The sequence below is a fragment of the Pseudomonas sp. AC083 genome (genome assembly GCF_979253165.1).
On the sequence record NZ_CEEDDH010000002.1, the window covers coordinates 386,080 to 403,983 of the forward strand.

Sequence of the window (17,904 nt, forward strand, 5' to 3'; positions counted from 1 at the left end):
TTCCTCACCTGACGAGTTGTAACACCATTTTTCATGCCTGGAGCAGTACAACAATGAATAGATCCCCTGATGGCTATTATCCTGCCGTGGAAGAGTCGAGCAGCGTCTCAGGCGTGTCCTGGGGCGCGATCTTCGCCGGTGCTGCGGCGGCCGCTGCGCTGTCGATGATTCTCGTGCTGCTCGGTTTCGGTCTGGGCTTTTCGGCGGTTTCACCGTGGGCCGGAGAGGGCGTGAGCGCCAAGGGCCTGGGGATTTCGACGATTGTCTGGCTGGCTGTGACGCAGATCATTGCTTCCGGCATGGGCGGCTACATTGCCGGTCGTCTGCGGGTGAAATGGGCGAACATGCACGGTGACGAAGTCTACTTCCGTGACACCGCCCACGGCTTCCTCGCCTGGTGCGTCGCCACGCTGGTCACCGCTGTGCTGGTGGTCGGTTCGGTCAGCAGCGTCGTCAGCGGCGGTGTGCAGGCTGGGGCTAACGTCGTCGGCGGTGCTGCTGGTGCGATGAGCCAGGCCGCCGGTTCTGCCGCAGCCAATACTGACAGCGATCAGTACGGCTACTTCGTCGACAGTCTGTTCCGTGACGACCGTCCGGCTGCCGTCAGCGATGACGCCGCACGCGGCACCGTGACCCGCATCTTCGCCCAAAGCCTGGCCAACGGTCAGCTCAGCGCCGAAGACCGCACCTACCTCGCACAACTGGTATCGCAACGTACCAATCTGAGCCAGGCCGATGCTGAACGTCGTGTCGACGAAATCTACGCCAACACGCAGAAAGCCATCGCTGACGCGAAACTGAAAGCCCAGCAAGCTGCCGACACCGCCGCGAAAGTCGCTGCCTACACCTCGCTGTGGATGTTCGTCGCGCTGCTGGCCGGTGCGTTCTTTGCCAGCCTCGCAGCCACCTTCGGCGGTCGTCGTCGCGATGCAGTCGAGTACGTTGAAGTCGACACCTACACCACTACCACTCCGGTCCGTTAAAAAGGAGAGTCACCATGCGCTCATTACTGCTGTTTTTCCTCGGCGTACCGATTCCGATCATCATCCTGATCGCCCTGTTCGTACACTGATCCCTCTGAGGCAGGATGCCTCTGCCGCTTTCATCTTCGGGTGAAAGCGGCTTTTTTGCTTTTTGGAACTGCAAACGCAAGCGCGGCGAATTACTCGGTCGGCACGACGTTATCCAGCGCTTTGTTCACGGCCAATTCTCCCAACATGACCACTTGCGCAATGCCCAACAGGGTATTGCGCCGTGAGCCTTCGAGCATCCCGGCAAAATCACCGAGCATCACCGTGGCGGACGCCAGGGATTCGCACGCGTTGACCAGCAACGATTCGGTGTCGGATTGCGGGTTGACCATGAACAGAGTATTGGGGCTGTACGGCGTGGCGTTGATCCTGGCCGGCGGATTGGATGGTGTCTGTGACATCAGCTGAAACTCCGATGAGAGCAGCTTGGTGTGAGAGAGGACGCCACGAGGTGACGTCCACGCTGGCAGTGAGGGAGCACGCCCCCTCATGCCTCGGTTGCGGCTAGTTCGACACGCGTCGGCTGTCGAGCACGCGATTGACGATCAGCTCACTCAGCATGATCACCTGCTGCAACATCAGCAGCGAACGGCGCTGTGCAGGCTCTATGACAGTGCTTATTTCGCGGGCCATGTCGTTCGCCGCAGCCAGCGATTCACAGGCTTCGACGAGCAGCGTTTCGTCGTCCACAGTTGGGTCTACGAGAAAGATCCTGCCCGGTTGGCGATTGGGAATCGTGGTCTTCAAGGTTTGAGGATCGAGATAAAAGTTGATGGCGCGAGCGGCCGCGTCTTTTATTCGCTGTGGCTTCAAAGCAGGGTCGTACGGGATCGAATCGGCTTCTGGCGGGTTTGGCGTTACTTTGAACATGGTTGACTCTCTATCTTGAAAGAATGAAGAGCCGTCACTATCGCTACCAAACGAAGGGTGGCGGCCACGCGCGGGTTGGTAGACCGGTCAAGATAGTTAACCCCGGCGCTCACGAATGAGCCCCACGCATGGTCACCATAAAGAGCTGATCCTCAAAAGAGGGGCCGCTTGAAGGGACGCCATACAACTATCAAGAAACGGGCTACCAAACCCGATCACTGTTTTGCAGTGACAGGGAAACGATATAGCCCTACCGATAGCCGTGTAAGCCGGCGGATTCTGATGTACCCGTAGGCAGTGACGCAAGGCGTTGTAGGCTTGGTGCAGTAACAGTACGTGTGATTTAAACAAGATCGACAAATCGCGTTTATAACTGCGAAGCGGCTCTGGCAAGCCTGAGCCTTTTGCTTTCGGCAACTCAACAAAGCGACAATCCGCCCCCGAAGTGCACCTCTGCTTCACTCCCCCGATTTTTCATTTAAGGAAGAACACGTTGGACAAAAAGGAAATCAAACGCCAGGTCAGCGAAATGCTCGATGGGGGGCGCTCGAAAACCGAGACTTTCAAGGCATTCTCCGGTGGTGCGCTGAAAGACAAGGCGCTGGCGTACCTGATCGGCTCACGCCCCGATCCGAAACTGATTGAACGACACGCCGGCAAGATCAAGATCCTTCTCGGACTGACTTACGTTCAGGCGCTGATCGGTCTGGTGGGCGGCTATCTCCTCGGGCTGACCATCAGCACCGGTTTCGCCATCGGACTTGGTTTGTTCGCCGGTGGCGTGCCTTTGCTTTTTGCCTGGGGTTTTTATCGCAACGCGGCCCATGCCTATACGGTGTACGTGATGCTCTCGATCAGCCAGATGCCGCGCATGTTCAAGGAATATGCGGATGACCCGATCGGTACGGTGGTCGGCGTGGCGATCACGCTGGCGATGATCTTCTACGTCGCTTGGCTGAAAAACCTGCTGTTCCCGGACCTTGCATTGATCGGCGCAAAGAAGATCAAAGGCCAGTTCGTCTTCTCCAATTGATCGTTGTCCATCCCGCCATTTTCACTGGCCTGGATCAATATTTCCCCTGGCGATATCGCCTACCGTAAATGATCCAGGCCTTTGCTGAGGTATGAGCTACAGTGCTTGTCGCGCACCTTGTTGCGCTGACGAAGTATCCGCGTCGACGTTGAAAACACAGCAATAAAAGCGTCGACGAGGCGTAGTGCAGCAAGGAGCTGTCACAACCTCAACTGAATCTTCACGGACGAACACCGTAATGAACTGCCTAGAAAGAACCTTCGATATCCAGCCCTTGGTGCAGGCGGACATGACCGTGCACATCAACGGCCAAGCGGTCAGCGCCGCCATTGGCGAAACCGTTCTCAGCGTCATCCAGTCCCTCGGCGTGCGCCAGATCGCACGCAACGATCACGATCAAATCAGCGGCGCCTATTGCGGCATGGGCGTGTGCCAGTGCTGTCTGGTGAAAATCAACGGTCGCCACAAACGCCGCGCCTGCCAGACCGTGGTCCGCGACGGCATGCAGATCGAAACCCGAGTCAACCGCGTCGTCGCGCAGGAGGTCGTATGAGCCTGCAACCGTTGATCGTTGGCGGCGGGCCGGCGGGGATGGCGGCGGCCATCGAACTGGCGCGCCACGGCGTGCGCTGCACCTTGCTCGAAGAGGCTTCGCGCCTCGGCGGTGTGGTCTATCGCGGGCCGTTGCGCGATGGCGTGCAGCTGGATTATCTCGGGCCGCGTTATTCCGAAGCACTGGACAAACTGCACGGTGAATTTCAGCAGCAGTCAGGGCTGATCGACGTGCGCCTCAACCATCGGGTGGTCGGCGCCGAAGGCACCCGCGCAGTGGTGGTGCTCGACGGTGATGAGCAACTGCACGAGATCGCTTATCCGCAACTGCTGTTGGCCGCTGGATGTCACGAACGCAGCGTGCCGTTTCCCGGCTGGACGTTGCCGGGAGTGATTCTGCTCGGTGGTCTTCAATTGCAGATCAAGAGTGGCGTGGTCAAGCCGCAAGGGCCGGTGATCATCGCCGGCACCGGGCCGTTGCTGCCCTTGGTCGCGACTCAGTTGCATGCGTCTGGCGTGCGCGTCGCCGGCGTCTATGAGGCTTGCGCATTCGGCAAGATCGCCCGCGAGAGTCTGGCGCTGCTGAACAAGCCGCAGCTGTTTCTCGACGGCTTGAGCATGCTCGCTTATCTGAAGCTGCACGGCATTGCGATGAACTATGGCTGGGGCGTGGTTGAGGCCCACGGCGAGGGCGAATTGAAAAGCGTCAGCGTCGCGCCGTATTCGTCGACGTGGGAGGCGGATCTGTCGCGGGTCGAGCGCTTCGAAGCGCAGACGCTGGCGGTCGGTTACGGGTTTATTCCGCGCACGCAATTGAGCCAGCAGATGGGCCTTGATCACGGCTTCAGCGACGATGGCTACCTGCGTGCCAACGCCAATGTCTGGCAGCAAAGCAGCGTCGCGCATGTGCATCTGGCCGGCGACATGGGCGGGATCCGCGGCGGCGAAGCGGCGATGCTCGCCGGCAAGATCGCCGCCACTTCGATCCTGCTGCAACGCGGTGTGCTCGACGCCGAGCTGGCCCGGGTGCGCCGCGATCGTTACGCGAGCAAGCTCAGAGCCATCGTGCGCTTTCGTGCAGCGGTGGATCGCTACACCGAGCGCGGCGTTGGTCAGATCGCTTTGCCCGCAGCCGACACGGTGATCTGTCGCTGCGAGCACGCAACCCGCGCCGACATCGATCTGGCCCTGGAGCAGGGTGTGCAAGACATCGCCAGCCTGAAAATGCGCACCCGCGTGAGCATGGGCGATTGTCAGGGGCGGATGTGCGTCGGCTATTGCAGCGATCGCTTGCGCCAGGCCACCGGACGTCAGGATGTCGGTTGGCTGCGCCCGCGCTTTCCAATCGATCCGGTGCCGTTTTCCGCGTTCCAGTCTCTCGGCACGGAGGGCGCTTGCCATGAGTAAGTTCTACGACGTGGTCATTGCCGGTGGCGGCGTGATCGGCGCCTCCTGCGCCTACCAATTGTCCAAGCGCAAAGATCTGAAAGTTGCACTGATCGACGCCAAGCGCCCCGGCAATGCGACCCGTGCTTCGGCGGGTGGTTTATGGGCGATCGGCGAGTCGGTCGGCCTCGGTTGCGGGGTGATTTTCTTTCGCATGATGTCGGCCAACCGCAAGCGCGAAACCCAGGGCGCTGCGGTAGCGGTGGACGCCAGTACGCCGCATATTCTGCCGCAGTCGTTTTTCGATTTTGCCTTGCAGTCCAATGCGCTGTACCCGGCGCTGCACCGCGAGCTGAAAGACAACCACGGCATGGATTGCAAGTTCGAAAAGACCGGATTGAAATTCGTGATCTATGACGACGAAGATCGGCTCTACGCCGAGCACATCGTCGGCTGCATTCCGCATCTGGCCGATCAGGTGCGCTGGCTCGATCAAGCGGCGTTGCGCGCCGCGGAACCGAGTGTCAGCCATGAGGCGCGCGGGGCGCTGGAGTTTCTCTGCGATCATCAGGTCAGTCCGTTCCGCCTCGCCGATGCCTACATGGAAGGCGCGCGGCAGAACGGCGTCGACATCTTCGTCAACACCAACGTCACCGGCGTGTTGCATCACGGCACTCGTGTGACCGGCGTGCAGACGGCGGAGGCGGGGGTGTTTCACTGCAAGACGCTGATCAACGCCGCCGGTGCCTGGGCGGCGGATCTGAGTGAGTGGGCCACGGGAATTCGCATTCCGGTGAAACCGGTGAAAGGGCAGATCCTGCTGACCGAGCGCATGCCGAAAATCCTCAACGGCTGCCTGACCACCAGCGATTGCTACGTGGCGCAAAAGGACAACGGCGAAATCCTCATTGGTAGCACCACCGAAGACAAAGGGTTCGACGTCACCACCACCTACCCGGAAATCGCCGGGCTGGTGCAGGGCGCGGTGCGCTGTCTGCCGGAGCTGGCGGACGTCAACCTCAAGCGCACCTGGGCGGGATTGCGCCCGGGCTCGCCGGATGAGTTGCCGATCCTCGGGCCGATGCGTGGGGTCGAGGGTTATCTGAATGCTTGCGGGCACTTCCGCACCGGCATTCTGACGTCGGCGATTACCGGTGTGCTGCTGGATAAACTGGTGAATGACGAACCGCTGCCGCTGGATATCACGCCGTTTCTGGCGGATCGGTTTGCAGTCACAGCCGTCGAGCCAGCACCCGCGCTGGAACGGGCCTGACCCAATCCCCTGTGGGAGCGAGCCTGCTCGCGAATGCAATCTGTCAGTGAAGTATTGGGTGACTGACACGACGCTTTCGCAAGCAGGCTCGCTCCCACAGTTGGATCTGCGCAAGGCACGATCAAGACTTGCGCGCTTCTTCTTCGAGCTGATCCGATTCAAACAGTTTGGCCAGTTCCGCCCGGGCTTCCTGGGCGGTCTGCAGGACTTTGGCGGCGTCGTCGTAGACGGCGTGTTGCGCCTCCAGCACCTGTTCGTCGTGATGCTTGAAACGCTTGATCCGCGCATCGGCCTGGGCTTGGGTCAGACCGAGGCCGACCAGCGTGCGCCGGCTCATTTCCAGGCTCGAATAATAGGTCTCACGAATCGCTTCCGCGCCGACATCCACCAGGCGATGCACGTGCTGACGGTTACGCGCGCGGGCGATGATTTTCATGTGCGGATAGTGCTTGTGCACCACTTCGGCAGTCTTGATGTTGGTCTCCGGATCGTCCGTGGCAATGACGAAATATTCCGCCTCGCCGACCTTCGCCGCGTGAAGGATTTCCGGGCGCATCGGGTCGCCGTAGAACACCGGCACACCGCCGAAGCTGCGTGACAGTTCGATGGTTTCCACCGAGGTGTCCAGCGCAACGAACTTGATGTTCTGCGCGCGCAGAATCCGCGCCACGATCTGGCCCATCCGGCCCATGCCGGCAATCACCACACGCGGCGCTTCGGTATCGATTTCGCGGAATTTCTCCGGCACTTCCACCGGCTGCACTTTCGGGCTGACCAGCCGTGCGCAGATCAACAGCAGCAACGGCGTCAGCGCCATCGACAGGGTGATGGTCAGCACCAGCAGGTCGTACAGACGCGGCTCGAACAGGCCCTGATCGCGGCCGATCTTGAACACCACAAACGCAAACTCACCGCCGGCAGCGAGGACGATGCCGAGGCGGATTGCGCTGATCTTGTTCAATCCTCCTGCCAAGCGCCCAACCACGAACAGCAGCGGCAATTTCAGACCGATCAGCAACAAGGTCAGGCCCAATACGGTGATCGGCGCGCTCAACAACAGGCTGAGATTGGCGCCCATGCCGACGCTGATGAAAAACAGCCCGAGCAGCAGGCCCTTGAACGGTTCGATCTGCGCTTCCAGCTCGTGGCGATATTCCGAATCCGCCAGCAGCAGACCGGCGAGAAACGCGCCCAGCGCCATCGACACACCGACCAGATCCATCAGCCACGCCGTGCCGATCACCACCAGCAACGCGGTGGCGGTGGACACTTCCGGCAGCCCGGTTTTCGCCACCACGCGGAACACCGGACGCAGCAGATACCGCCCGCCGATCACCACCACGGCAATGCCGCCGAGCACCTGCAAGCTGTGACGAATATCGTCGGCGGTGCTGGTGTGGTGATCGACGCCGGCGAGCATCGGCACCAAGGCAATCAGCGGAATCGCGGCGATGTCCTGGAACAGCAGAATCGCAAACGCGAGACGCCCGTGGGGGCTGGTCAGTTCCTTGCGTTCGGCAAGGCTTTGCAGGCCGAACGCCGTGGAGGAGAGCGCCAGACCGAGGCCCAGCACAATGGCGCTGTTCAGCGGCTGGCCGAACACCGACAGCGCCAGCACGCCGATCACCGATGCGGTCAACAGCACCTGCGCCAGACCGACGCCGAACACGGATTTACGCATCACCCACAAGCGGCGCGGCGAAAGCTCCAGGCCGATGATGAACAGCAGCAACACCACGCCCAGCTCGGAGATATGCGCAACGCTTTGCGGGTTGCCGATCAGGCCGAGCACCGACGGGCCGATGATCACCCCGGCAAACAGATAACCGAGCACCGCGCCCAGTTGCAGACGTTTGGCCAAAGGCACGGTGAGCACGGCCGCGAACAGAAACACGACGGCGGCTTGCAACAGATTGCCTTCATGGGGCATTGGAACGACTCCTGACTACGGGTACGGCGGGGGTGACAAGGATAAGGGCTCAATCAATTTCAGATCCACCAACGATCCTTGTAGGAGCTGTCGAGTGCAACGAGGCTGCGATCTTTTGATCTTGCTTTTGCCTTCAGAGAATCAAGATCAAAAGATCGCAGCCTGCGGCAGCTCCTACAGGGGATCTTCATGTGCTCTGTAATAATTTGCATCAACTGGTTACATTTATAACCCCTGCGCATCAATTTCCGGAAACGCCATGGCCATCAACTTCGACCTCAACGACTTGCAAGCCTTTCGTGCGGTGGTCGAGCAGGGCAGTTTTCGCAAGGCTGCCGACACCGTGCGCCTGTCGCAGCCGGCGCTGAGCCGGCGCATCGAAAAGCTCGAAGACGCCCTCGGCGTGAAACTGTTCGAGCGCACCACCCGCAAGGTCAGCCTGACCCAGGCCGGGCGCGGCTTCATGCCCAGCGTCGAGCGCTTGCTGGATGATCTCGACATTGCCTTGCTCGGCATCAGCGAAGTCGCCTCGACCCGACTGGGCCATGTCACCGTCGCCTGCGTGCCGTCGGCGGCGTACTACTTCATGCCCCGCGTGGTCGCGCGCTATCACCAGCAGTTTCCACGGATCAAGGTCAAAGTCCTCGATTCCAGCGCTCACGATGTGTTGAGTGCGGTGGTCAATGGCGAGGCGGATTTCGGTTTGAGTTTTCTCGGCACGCAGGATGCCAAAGTCGAGTTCGAACCGCTTGTGCAGGAGTGCTATGTCGTCGCCTGTCGCCGCGATCATCCGCTGGCCGGGCGCAGCAGCGTCAGTTGGGACGAGTTCTATCAGCAGGATTACATTGCGCTGGACAAGACTTCGGGCAATCGCTTTCTGCTCGATCAGGCCTTGGGCGGGGTGGTGCCGCAGCGTCAGAGCATCTGCGAGACGCGGCACGTGACGACGATGATCGGCCTGGTGGAGGCGGGGTTGGGCGTGGCGGCGGTGCCGTTGATGGCGATGCCCGGGCCGGATCATCCGATCCTGACGCGGGTGCCGCTGATTGAGCCGCAGGTGATGCGCAGTGTCGGCATCATCAAGCGCCGGGATCGCACGTTGACCCCGGCGGCACTGGAACTGGAGCGGCTGGTCGTGGAAATGCGCGTCCAGCCGCCAACGATCAACGCTTGACCGAATCCAGCCCGGTGGCCTGCACGTCAGCCTGAGCGGCCGGTGCAGCGAGGTAGGCGAGCAGGGCCTTGGCTTCTTGCGGATGCTCGGCCTTGACCGGAATGCCAGCGGCAAAACGCGTCACCGACTGCACCGATTCCGGAATCTTCGCGACGAAGCTCACGCCCGGCACCGGCAGCAATTCGCTGACCTGCTGGAAGCCCAACTGATAGTCGCCAGTGGCAACCACCGAGCCGACCGGGATCCTGGCGATCATCTTGGCTTTCGGTTTCAACTGATCTTCGATGCCGAGTTTCTTGAACAGCTGCTGCTCGATGTACACGCCGCTGGCGCTGTCGGAGTAGGCCACCGACTGCGCGTCGAGCAGGGTTTTCTTCAGGCCGTCGACGCTGCTGATGTCCGGTTTCGCCGCGCCTTCACGCACCACCATGCCGATCCGCGAATCCGCCAGTTCAACGCGGGAGGCCGGGTCGACTTTGCCTTGTTTGATCAGCTCATCGAGGGCGTAACCGACCATGATCACCACGTCGGCGTGCTCACCGCGTGCCAGACGATTGGGAATCGCTTCCGGCGCCTTGCCCATCGACGGGCCGAGGCTGGTGGTGAGCGTGTTGCCCGTTGCGGCGGAGAACTTCGGCCCGAGGATCTTGTAGGCGGCAGTGAAACCACCGGAGGTCATCACGCTGAGTTCTTCGGCCTGGGCCGCGAAGTTGAAGGCGAGACCGGCGAGCAGGGCGGTGACAGTAAAGAGTTTTTTCATGGCAAATATTCCTCAGGCCGCGACAGGTTGCAGACGACCACCGGCACGGCGGTACAGGTAAAGCGTGGCGCACAGCGCGCACAGCGCACCGATGCTCATCCAGTAACCTGGCGCGGCTTTGTCGCCGGTGTACTGGATCAGGAAAGTCGACATCGCCGGGGTGAAACCGCCGAAGATCGCCGTGGCCAGGCTGTAGGCCAGGGAGAAACCGGCGACGCGCACTTCCACCGGCATGATTTCGGTCAGCGCCGGAATCATCGCGCCGTTGTACAAGCCGTAGATGAACGACAGCCACAGCAGCGACAGCAGCATGTTGCTGAAGCTCGGCGCCTGCACCAGGAACGACAGCGCCGGATAAGTCGTGGCCAGTGCCAGCAAGGCCATGCCGATCAGCACCGGACGACGGCCGATGCGGTCGGACAACGCACCGCCAATCGGCAGCCAGAAGAAGTTCGACACACCCACCAGCAGCGTCACCAGCAGCGCGTCGGAAGTGCTCAGGTGCAGCACGGTTTTACCGAAGGTCGGCGCGTACACGGTGATCAGGTAGAACGCGGTGGTGGTCAGCGCGACCATCAGCATTCCGCCGAGCACCACGCCCCAGTTCTGGCCGAGGGTGCGGAACACTTCGCGCATGCTTGGACGGTGTTTGCGTGCGGCGAACTCTTCGGTTTCCGCCAGATTACGACGCAGGAAGAAGATGAACGGGACGATCATGCAGCCGACGAAAAACGGAATGCGCCAGCCCCAGGCGGCCACGGCTTGCGGCTCCATCCACTGGTTCAGACCGTAGCCCAGCGCGGCAGCAACGATGATCGCCACTTGCTGACTGGCCGACTGCCAAGCAGTGAAAAAGCCTTTGCGGCCCGGCGTGGCGATCTCGGACAGATACACCGAAACACCGCCCAATTCCGCACCGGCCGAGAAGCCTTGCAGCAGTCGCCCGATCAGTACCAGCGCCGGGGCGAACAGGCCTATGGTTTCGTATCCGGGCACCAGCACAATCAATATCGTGCCGCTGGCCATGATCGACAGGGTGACGATCAGACCTTTGCGCCGGCCGACGTCATCGATGTAGGCGCCGAGCACAATGGCGCCCAGCGGACGCATCAGGAAGCCTGCGCCAAACACTGCGAAAGTCATCATCAGGGAGGCGAACTCACTGCTCGCCGGGAAGAACACCGCCGCGATCTGCGTGGCGTAGAAGCCGAACAGAAAGAAGTCGAACTGTTCGAGGAAGTTGCCCGAGGTCACCCGGAAGATGGCACCGGCCCGCGAGCCGTTGGTAGGGATTGAGGCTGTCATTGAAAAGTACTCCACCGCTTTTATGACGTGCGCTACGGAGAAGCGGCGCACGGTTTTTATTGAGGTGGATGGTGGCGCAGATGTAACAATCTGTTAATTGCATTGTTGGCATGGATTGATGCGTGGGGCGGATCAATGGCTTCACTGCTTGGCGGATTTGTGGGAGCGAGCCTGCGTTGTGTCGGGCGATGATTTGGTCTGGCTGACCGGGTACATATCCGTAGCTGCGGTCATGGCCGCTTAGGGTTTCGCCCTTACGGCGACTCACTTTTTTTACAAACGCCTAAAAAAAGTAAGCAAAAAAACGCTTGCTCCTGCGTTCGGCCCTCGCAGGCTCGGGTTCCTTCGCTGCGGGATCGATCCGGGCGCAGCGGCTACGGTTTGCTTCGCTGCACCTCCTTCCGCTGTGTCTGGCTGCGCCAGACGGTCGCTGCGCTCCCACCCCCGGATCAATCCCTCCACTCAGCCTTCCGACGTCGCCGGTGGATCAAAAGCAGGATCAAAAGCACTCGAGCTTGCGCTCATTGTTAAGTGGGGCGGCTTCGCCGCGGGCAGCTGCGCTGCTTTGCTTTTCTGGTGGGGGCGAGCCTGATCGCGACGACGGCCTGCAGGTGGCCAAGTTTCTATCGAATTCACGCGATCCAACTGTAGGAGCTGCCGAAGGCTGCGATCTTTTGATCTTGCTTTGCTTGGTCTTGTAGGAGTGGACCGGAGCTCAGGGCAATAATTGCGCTGTAATACAAAACCCTGCGGGAGCTGGCTTGCCAGCGATGGCGGTCTGATGGGCAAAGCCTTCTAACGGCCGCATCCGGCAAAAAACAAGGAATGTTTCCCGCGCCGCGCAGTCGGAGTTCAGGTACTACCCATCTGAAAGAGGTTCACCGATGAACAGCAAAACCCTAATCGCCAGCCTGGCCCTCGTTGCCGGCATTGCCGGGATCACGCCCATTGTTCAAGCGGCGCAAACCTCCAGCGAACCCGCCGTGCAATCGCCGACCAGCGACCGCCAGTTGAAGGTCAACGACCGCGCGCCGGAAATGTACCAGCGCGAAGACAAGGCGCTGAAGAACTGGAAAGCCAAAGGTCTGAAAGCACCGATCGACCAGGCGCAGTGGGTGCAGATCAATGACAAGTACGTGATGGTGATGATCACCAACGGCACGATTGTCGAGATGCAGCCGGTCGAGAAATAGCTTGATCGCGGGGGAGAGCGTTTACAGAAGTTCTCCCTTGTCCCACAAATGCACCAACTCCCCCGGCGCCCGGTCCTCCGGCACCTTCAACACCATTTCCCCGGACTGATAGCGCACTTCAATCTGGTAGAAGCGCTGATCCCCACGGCCCGATTCGCTGCTATCGAGTGGCAGGCAACCCTCAAGCACCGAGCAGATCCTTGAACGCTGACTGATATCGCACTGGGCAAATTCGATTTCCCGTGGGCGGCTCAGGCTGTGAATCGCTGCAACGCCACCCTGGCGAGATACGCGCAAAACGGAATCTTTATCAAGCTCGGGTAGCGTTTTCATACGGTCTCCTCGGATTATTCGATACCGACCTGTGCCCAGGCTTGCTGCACTGTGTCGGCTGCTTCGGTGCCGAAGCGCCGGTCAGCGTGGTCGATCGTCAGTTTCGCGAACGCGTCGAACGTTGCGTCCTGGCTCAAGCGATCGTCACACAGCGTGTCGTACCAGATGCGTCCGGCCTTTTCCCAGGCGAAGCCGCCAAACGCTCGGGCTGCCAGGTAAAACGCGCGGTTGGGAATGCCGGAGTTGATGTGTACGCCGCCATTGTCTTCGCTGGTGATGACGAACTTGCGCATGTGATCCGGTTGCGGATCCTTGCCCAGCATCGGGTCGTCGTATGCCGTGCCGGGGTGTGACATCGAGCGCAGGCCCTTGCCTTGAATCTGTGGCATCAGCAGGTCGGCGCCGATCAGCCAGTCTGCCTGCTCGGCGGTCTCGCCGAGGGTGTACTGCTTGGTCAACACGCCGAACACGTCCGAGAGCGACTCGTTCAGCGCGCCGGACTGGTTGGCATAAATCAGCCCGGCTTCGCTTTCGGTGACGCCGTGGGCCAGTTCATGGCCGATGACGTCGAGCGAACGGGTGAAGCGCTGGAAGATTTCGCCATCGCCGTCACCGAAGACCATCTGCGCGCCGTTCCAGAATGCGTTCTCGTAGCCCTGACCATAATGCACGCTGCCGATCAGCGCGAATCCCTGATTATCGATCGAGTCGCGACCGAGCACCTTCCAGAAGAAATCATAGCTGGCGCCCAGCGCATCGTAAGCCTCGTCGACCGCCGGGTCCCCCGATGCCGGCTGGCCCTCGAGGCGCACCGGCATGCCCGGCAAGAGCATTTTGTTCTGCGCATCATGCACGCTGCGCCGCGCCAGGCCAGGCTTGCTCGCCTCCGGCAAAATCGCCCGCGCCGGCGGCTGCGAAGGACGGCCGGGATTGGGCAGCAGGCTGCGCACATGATTGAGCGTCTGCATCGCGGCGTTGCGCTGCGGCTCGGAACCGTGGGCAATGATGCGGTTGAGAATGTAGGGCGGGATGAAACTGCGCAGCAATCGAGAGTCGGTCATCTAAGCATCCTTGTCGTCATACGATGTCGATACACATGTGAGCGGCAAGGCGTGTTTTCGGTTCCATGGATTGCCATCGACGCCGGATTCTGCGAAAAACGCCGCCTGCGAACATTTCAAGAGCCAACGACATGACAGACGAACTGCAAATCATCGACCTGCAAGCGGGCGACGGCAAAGCCGCGGTGAAAGGCGCGCTGATCACCACCCAATACACCGGCTGGCTGGAAGACGGCACTGAATTCGATTCGTCCTTGAGCCGGGGCAAACCGTTTCAGTGCGTGATCGGCACTGGGCGCGTGATCAAAGGCTGGGATCAGGGGCTGATGGGCATGCAGGTCGGCGGCAAACGCAAATTGCTGGTACCGGCGCATCTGGGCTACGGCGAGCGGACCATGGGCAAGATCCCGCCGAATTCGAATCTGCTGTTTGAGATTGAGTTGCTGGAGGTTTTGACGCGGGAGGATTGAGGTCTGACGTGCGTCTGGATGAAGCAACCCTCATCCAGACGCTTGCAACTTCGGATGCTCAGGTGAACATCTCTATATCGTCAATCGTGTCCTCAATGACGCCCTGCAACGAGGGCATCCGACGCCTTACGTTTTCGAGCGCCGGCAAAACGGTTTCGGTATTCAGTCTTCCATGTCGACGAGCGATATGGCCCAGAGCGGTGATGGCAGAGGCAGCGATCGCTTCGGTTTTGCTGGAGAGATATTGGAAGCAGAAAGACTGGGCCCACATTGGGTCTTCCTCGCTCATACCGATGGATACTAATCCTGCTGCCATATTTTCGGCGACACCACTTGCAATAAGTCTCATCGCCACGTCGCGGGAAATAGATGAATCTTGATAGATGAGGCTCATCGTCGACGCTAGCCCCTGACGCCGATGAATAAGTCCAGCTCCTTCGGCAATTGCTCTCCAAGTATTTCGCTGATTCGTTGAGTTTGATCCGCAGTCAGCAGCCATTCTCCGTCGGGACTTAGACTGAGTTCTGGCCAGCCCATTACGGCCAATATCGGACGCTCAGATTTCGAGTGGACCGACAGCTCGAATTTCAGCGTATCGTCCTCGCTTTCGTCTGGTAAAAAACCACTAATCCATAAATACATATTTTTATTCCTCTTCACTTTGGAGTCCATCGCTCGGGATCGGCAGGATCGATTTGCTCGCCCGTTTCGTGATTAAACTCACCTAGATGTTTGCCTTGCTTGTTATAGAGTTCTATCGCCCCTGTTTTGCTATCCCATTCATAGATTCGACCTTTCTTGTCTTTCCATCTGCTGCGCTTACCGCCACCACCTTGAACACTGCTTTTGGATTTGACGGGATAGGTATCCGGGAATGCTGGGAGAGTTACGGGAGGCCGGTGATATTTGATGTCACCGCCAAGAGTAGGTCTTGAAAGCACAACGTATAGAGGCTGTACTCCAGAGTCCGCCGGAAAGACCAGAATAAAGTCCTGGTATTCAGGCGGGTAAACCGGATTGACGATGATTTTGTCCGCCTGCTCGGTCGGCGGGTATATCCAGATGTGTGGAACCTGCGGCGCACCCTCCAACGGCGGAATTGCCGATCCGCGTGATGAGTCTACAGAGGGAGTCCAGAGTAGGGTTGACCCATTCCCAAAATCTGCGACGTACGAGGCGCCTTGCTTGACGAACTGGACGACGGGAATCATTTCCCAGTCGCTGCGCGTTTGAGTGTTGTATCCGTATCCTTTCAACGTCCCATCAGGCTGCTGTTCCACATGCAATCGAACCCGAGTCCGAGCCGTCTCAAGCGACTGTAGCTGCTCCTCTGTGTAGAGAGCACTATCGGCGAGACTCGATGGCCACAGCAGCGCAACCAACCCGAGCAACCCGCCTGCGACGACACCGGCGGTGGCTAGGCTTGTGGTTCTTGCGGCGGCAGTGCTGGTGCTCAGACTGCCAGAGCTGCCGAGAGCAAAAGCTCCGATCGACGCTTGCAAACTGGTCGCGCCAATTGTCTTGAGTGCGATATTCCCGGCCGAGTCGCGTTCATGCCCCGCAAGCAAGGAGAGCGTTCCATAATCCGAAATTTTCCCAACCGGTATAAATCCGGATGGATTGGCATCATTGATGACGCCGTTCGGCAGCTTGCAGCTTTTTACGAAAACACAGCCGCTTATATTTTGCTGTTCATGTATGACCTGGTGGCCAAGTCGATCTTCGTGGGCCTGCTGCCGAGCCAGCATGTCTTCATAAGCGCCTTGTGCGGCCTCGCGCGCAGCAAGTTCGCTGGCAGTCATGTAGCGGGTGGTGATGTGGTGTCCGTCTCCCTCTGGCGGGTTCTGGATCCGGGGGATGTCTTTCTTGCAAGCCATGAGCGTCCTTGTCCGCTGTTTAATAACGAAGCGGACGCTAAAGCAACGAAGGAGTGATGGATGTAGGACGCGTCTGAAAGTGTTGCAGTTGTTAGGACTGCAAAAAGATCAAATCCATGACCAGACAGGTCAACAAATCGCCTTACCCTACCGCCCAAACCGCTCCCGATAAACCGACGGCGGTACGCCCACCACGCTGCGAAACGCCACACGAAAACTCTCCACCGAGCGATAGCCGCAGCGCTGGGCGATCTGCTCGGTGTGTTGATGGGTGCTCTCGAGCAGCTCCCGCGCTCGCGCCAGGCGTTCATGTTGCAGCCAGGCCTTGGGCGTTTGCCCGCTGGCTTCGGTGAAGCGCCGTAAAAACGTGCGCTCGCTCATCGCCGCTTCACTGGCCAGATCGCGGACTTCCAGTGGTTCGTGCAGGCGTTCGCGGGCCCATTGCATGACGCGCGACAGGTCGCTGCGGGGTGTCGGGCTGACCGGGGTGGGGATGAATTGGGCTTGGCCGCCGGTGCGTTGTGGCGACATGACCAGGCGCCGCGCGACGGCGTTGGCGACCTGCGTGCCGAAGTCGCGGGTTACCAGGTGCAGGCAGGCGTCGATGCCGGCGGCGCTGCCGGCGGAGGTAATCAGCTGACCGGCGTCGACGTAGAGCACGTCCGGATCGACCTCGATTGCCGGGAAGCGTTGCGCCAGTTCACCGGTGTAGCGCCAGTGCGTGGTGGCGCGGTGGCCGTCGAGCAGGCCGCTGGCGGCGAGGACGAACACGCCCGAGCAGATCGACAGCAACCGCGCGCCTCGGTCATGCGCCCGACGCAACGCATCGATCAGCGCAGGCGGTACCGGGGCGTTGCGGTCGCGCCAGCCCGGAATGACGATGGTGCGCGCTGCGGTGAGCAGTTCCAGGCCACCATCGGCCAGCACCTGAATCCCGCCCATGGCGCGCATCGGGCCTTTATCGACCGCGGCAATCGCGTGTTCGTACCAAGGGAAGTCGAACTCTGGCCGGGCCAGGCCGAAGATCTCGACGGCAATGCCGAACTCGAATGTGCAAAGGCCGTCGTAGGCCAGAATGGCAACCAGATTGGGCTGAGTGGGCATTTGGCGGAAATCTCCCGGTCGGTGTCTTGCGCGCCACTGTAGCGGCAAGCGCCGTCTCGATAAAGTCTGTTCATACCCACAGACAAGGAGCAACACGACATGACCAGCCTGGTTCGCGAAATTCCCGCCGCCCCTTCGGCGATTGCCCTGATGCATTTCAGCAATCGTCTGACCTTCGAAACCGATTGTTCCGACGTGTTCAGTAGCCAAGAGGCCGGGGAGGTCGACTTCGTTCTGGTGGATGTGCGTGGCCCATTGGCGTTCGAGCGCGGCCATGTGCCCGGCGCGATCAATATCCCGACCCGCTTGCTCACGGCGGAGCGCTTGGCCGATTACCCGAAACACACTTTGTTCGTAGTCTATTGCGCCGGGCCGCATTGCAACGGCGCGAACAAGGCGGCGGTGAAGCTGGCGGCATTGGGTTATCCGGTGAAAGAGATGATTGGCGGCGTCACCGGATGGCTCGATGAAGGTTTCGAACTGAGCGTGGCGTCAGTGGCCAATACACCTGTCGCCTGCGAATGCTGACGTTTCTGTAAGAGCTGCCGGAGG

At 60.1% G+C, this 17,904-nt stretch carries 20 protein-coding genes; 9 read left to right on the forward strand and 11 right to left on the reverse strand.

Annotated elements, in window-relative coordinates; translation table 11 throughout:
• The first annotated feature begins 53 nt into the window (after positions 1-53).
• Positions 54-983, forward strand: a complete 930-nt coding sequence (locus tag AC0IXA_RS04870) for a hypothetical protein (protein WP_016775227.1) — start codon at positions 54-56, stop codon at positions 981-983.
• Between the two features lie 179 nt (positions 984-1,162).
• Here the strand turns inward: AC0IXA_RS04870 and AC0IXA_RS04875 are convergent, their stop codons facing one another.
• Both AC0IXA_RS04875 and AC0IXA_RS04880 read right to left on the reverse strand, forming a co-directional pair.
• Positions 1,163-1,522 carry a DUF6124 family protein gene (locus AC0IXA_RS04875; protein WP_371699921.1) on the reverse strand — a complete coding sequence of 120 codons (360 nt, stop codon included), beginning with the start codon at positions 1,520-1,522 and terminating at the stop codon, positions 1,163-1,165.
• Between the two features lie 13 nt (positions 1,523-1,535).
• The gene (locus AC0IXA_RS04880; RefSeq protein ID WP_471811988.1) at positions 1,536-1,901 is read right to left on the reverse strand and encodes a DUF6124 family protein; all 366 of its coding nucleotides are present in this window, start codon (positions 1,899-1,901) and stop codon (positions 1,536-1,538) included.
• 493 nt (positions 1,902-2,394) lie between these two features.
• On the opposite strand from AC0IXA_RS04880, the gene AC0IXA_RS04885 reads away from it, so the two are divergent.
• The 4 genes from AC0IXA_RS04885 (at position 2,395) to hcnC (ending at position 6,145) form a co-directional block, all read left to right on the forward strand.
• On the forward strand, positions 2,395-2,934 hold the full coding sequence (locus AC0IXA_RS04885; RefSeq protein ID WP_471811990.1) for a hypothetical protein: 540 nt from the start codon (positions 2,395-2,397) through the stop codon (positions 2,932-2,934).
• A gap of 238 nt (positions 2,935-3,172) precedes the next feature.
• Complete coding sequence (locus AC0IXA_RS04890) at positions 3,173-3,487, forward strand: (2Fe-2S)-binding protein (RefSeq protein ID WP_016775225.1); 315 nt, start codon at positions 3,173-3,175, stop codon at positions 3,485-3,487.
• The gene (hcnB, locus tag AC0IXA_RS04895; protein ID WP_471811992.1) at positions 3,484-4,893 is read left to right on the forward strand and encodes a cyanide-forming glycine dehydrogenase subunit HcnB; all 1,410 of its coding nucleotides are present in this window, start codon (positions 3,484-3,486) and stop codon (positions 4,891-4,893) included. Before AC0IXA_RS04890 ends, hcnB begins: the two co-directional genes overlap by 4 nt.
• Positions 4,886-6,145, forward strand: coding sequence for a cyanide-forming glycine dehydrogenase subunit HcnC (hcnC, locus tag AC0IXA_RS04900; protein WP_471811994.1), 1,260 nt, complete (start codon positions 4,886-4,888; stop codon positions 6,143-6,145). Before hcnB ends, hcnC begins: the two co-directional genes overlap by 8 nt.
• Before the next feature lie 121 nt (positions 6,146-6,266).
• Here hcnC and AC0IXA_RS04905 read toward each other — a convergent pair whose 3' ends face one another.
• Positions 6,267-8,075: a monovalent cation:proton antiporter-2 (CPA2) family protein gene (locus AC0IXA_RS04905; RefSeq protein ID WP_125918665.1), complete on the reverse strand. Its 1,809-nt coding sequence runs from the start codon at positions 8,073-8,075 to the stop codon at positions 6,267-6,269.
• A 259-nt stretch (positions 8,076-8,334) separates the two neighbouring features.
• On the opposite strand from AC0IXA_RS04905, the gene AC0IXA_RS04910 reads away from it, so the two are divergent.
• Positions 8,335-9,249 carry a LysR family transcriptional regulator gene (locus AC0IXA_RS04910; RefSeq protein ID WP_016775221.1) on the forward strand — a complete coding sequence of 305 codons (915 nt, stop codon included), beginning with the start codon at positions 8,335-8,337 and terminating at the stop codon, positions 9,247-9,249.
• Here the strand turns inward: AC0IXA_RS04910 and AC0IXA_RS04915 are convergent.
• A complete protein-coding gene (locus AC0IXA_RS04915) occupies positions 9,239-10,009 on the reverse strand; it encodes a substrate-binding domain-containing protein (protein WP_471811997.1) in 771 nt (256 codons plus the stop codon). The two genes, AC0IXA_RS04910 and AC0IXA_RS04915, sit on opposite strands and share 11 nt — an antisense overlap.
• Positions 10,010-10,021: 12 nt before the next feature.
• On the reverse strand, positions 10,022-11,314 hold the full coding sequence (gene tcuC, locus AC0IXA_RS04920; RefSeq protein WP_471811999.1) for a tricarballylate/proton symporter TcuC: 1,293 nt from the start codon (positions 11,312-11,314) through the stop codon (positions 10,022-10,024).
• Between the two features lie 884 nt (positions 11,315-12,198).
• Between tcuC and AC0IXA_RS04925 the strand changes: the two genes are divergently transcribed.
• Positions 12,199-12,507 (forward strand): RcnB family protein, encoded by a 309-nt coding sequence (locus AC0IXA_RS04925; protein WP_471812001.1) that lies wholly within the window; start codon positions 12,199-12,201, stop codon positions 12,505-12,507.
• Positions 12,508-12,528: 21 nt separating this feature from the next.
• Here the strand turns inward: AC0IXA_RS04925 and AC0IXA_RS04930 are convergent, their stop codons facing one another.
• Both AC0IXA_RS04930 and AC0IXA_RS04935 read right to left on the reverse strand, forming a co-directional pair.
• Positions 12,529-12,840, reverse strand: coding sequence for a protealysin inhibitor emfourin (locus tag AC0IXA_RS04930; RefSeq protein WP_122508038.1), 312 nt, complete (start codon positions 12,838-12,840; stop codon positions 12,529-12,531).
• A 14-nt stretch (positions 12,841-12,854) separates the two neighbouring features.
• Positions 12,855-13,901: a M4 family metallopeptidase gene (locus AC0IXA_RS04935; RefSeq protein WP_212616627.1), complete on the reverse strand. Its 1,047-nt coding sequence runs from the start codon at positions 13,899-13,901 to the stop codon at positions 12,855-12,857.
• Between the two features lie 131 nt (positions 13,902-14,032).
• Here AC0IXA_RS04935 and AC0IXA_RS04940 point away from each other — a divergent pair, with 131 nt between their 5' ends.
• A complete protein-coding gene (locus tag AC0IXA_RS04940; RefSeq protein WP_471812003.1) occupies positions 14,033-14,371 on the forward strand; it encodes an FKBP-type peptidyl-prolyl cis-trans isomerase in 339 nt (112 codons plus the stop codon).
• Positions 14,372-14,429: 58 nt separating this feature from the next.
• On the opposite strand, the gene AC0IXA_RS04945 is transcribed toward AC0IXA_RS04940, so the two are convergent.
• From AC0IXA_RS04945 to ftrA, 4 genes are all read right to left on the reverse strand, one after another.
• Positions 14,430-14,765 (reverse strand): hypothetical protein, encoded by a 336-nt coding sequence (locus AC0IXA_RS04945; RefSeq protein ID WP_341637193.1) that lies wholly within the window; start codon positions 14,763-14,765, stop codon positions 14,430-14,432.
• Between the two features lie 8 nt (positions 14,766-14,773).
• The gene (locus AC0IXA_RS04950; protein ID WP_073471254.1) at positions 14,774-15,013 is read right to left on the reverse strand and encodes a pyocin S6 family toxin immunity protein; all 240 of its coding nucleotides are present in this window, start codon (positions 15,011-15,013) and stop codon (positions 14,774-14,776) included.
• A gap of 14 nt (positions 15,014-15,027) precedes the next feature.
• Positions 15,028-16,248 carry a colicin E3/pyocin S6 family cytotoxin gene (locus AC0IXA_RS04955; RefSeq protein ID WP_471812005.1) on the reverse strand — a complete coding sequence of 407 codons (1,221 nt, stop codon included), beginning with the start codon at positions 16,246-16,248 and terminating at the stop codon, positions 15,028-15,030.
• Positions 16,249-16,395: 147 nt separating this feature from the next.
• Positions 16,396-17,352: a transcriptional regulator FtrA gene (gene ftrA, locus AC0IXA_RS04960; protein ID WP_341637195.1), complete on the reverse strand. Its 957-nt coding sequence runs from the start codon at positions 17,350-17,352 to the stop codon at positions 16,396-16,398.
• 99 nt (positions 17,353-17,451) lie between these two features.
• On the opposite strand from ftrA, the gene AC0IXA_RS04965 reads away from it, so the two are divergent.
• Positions 17,452-17,880: a rhodanese-like domain-containing protein gene (locus AC0IXA_RS04965; RefSeq protein WP_258603052.1), complete on the forward strand. Its 429-nt coding sequence runs from the start codon at positions 17,452-17,454 to the stop codon at positions 17,878-17,880.
• Positions 17,881-17,904 lie beyond the last annotated feature (24 nt).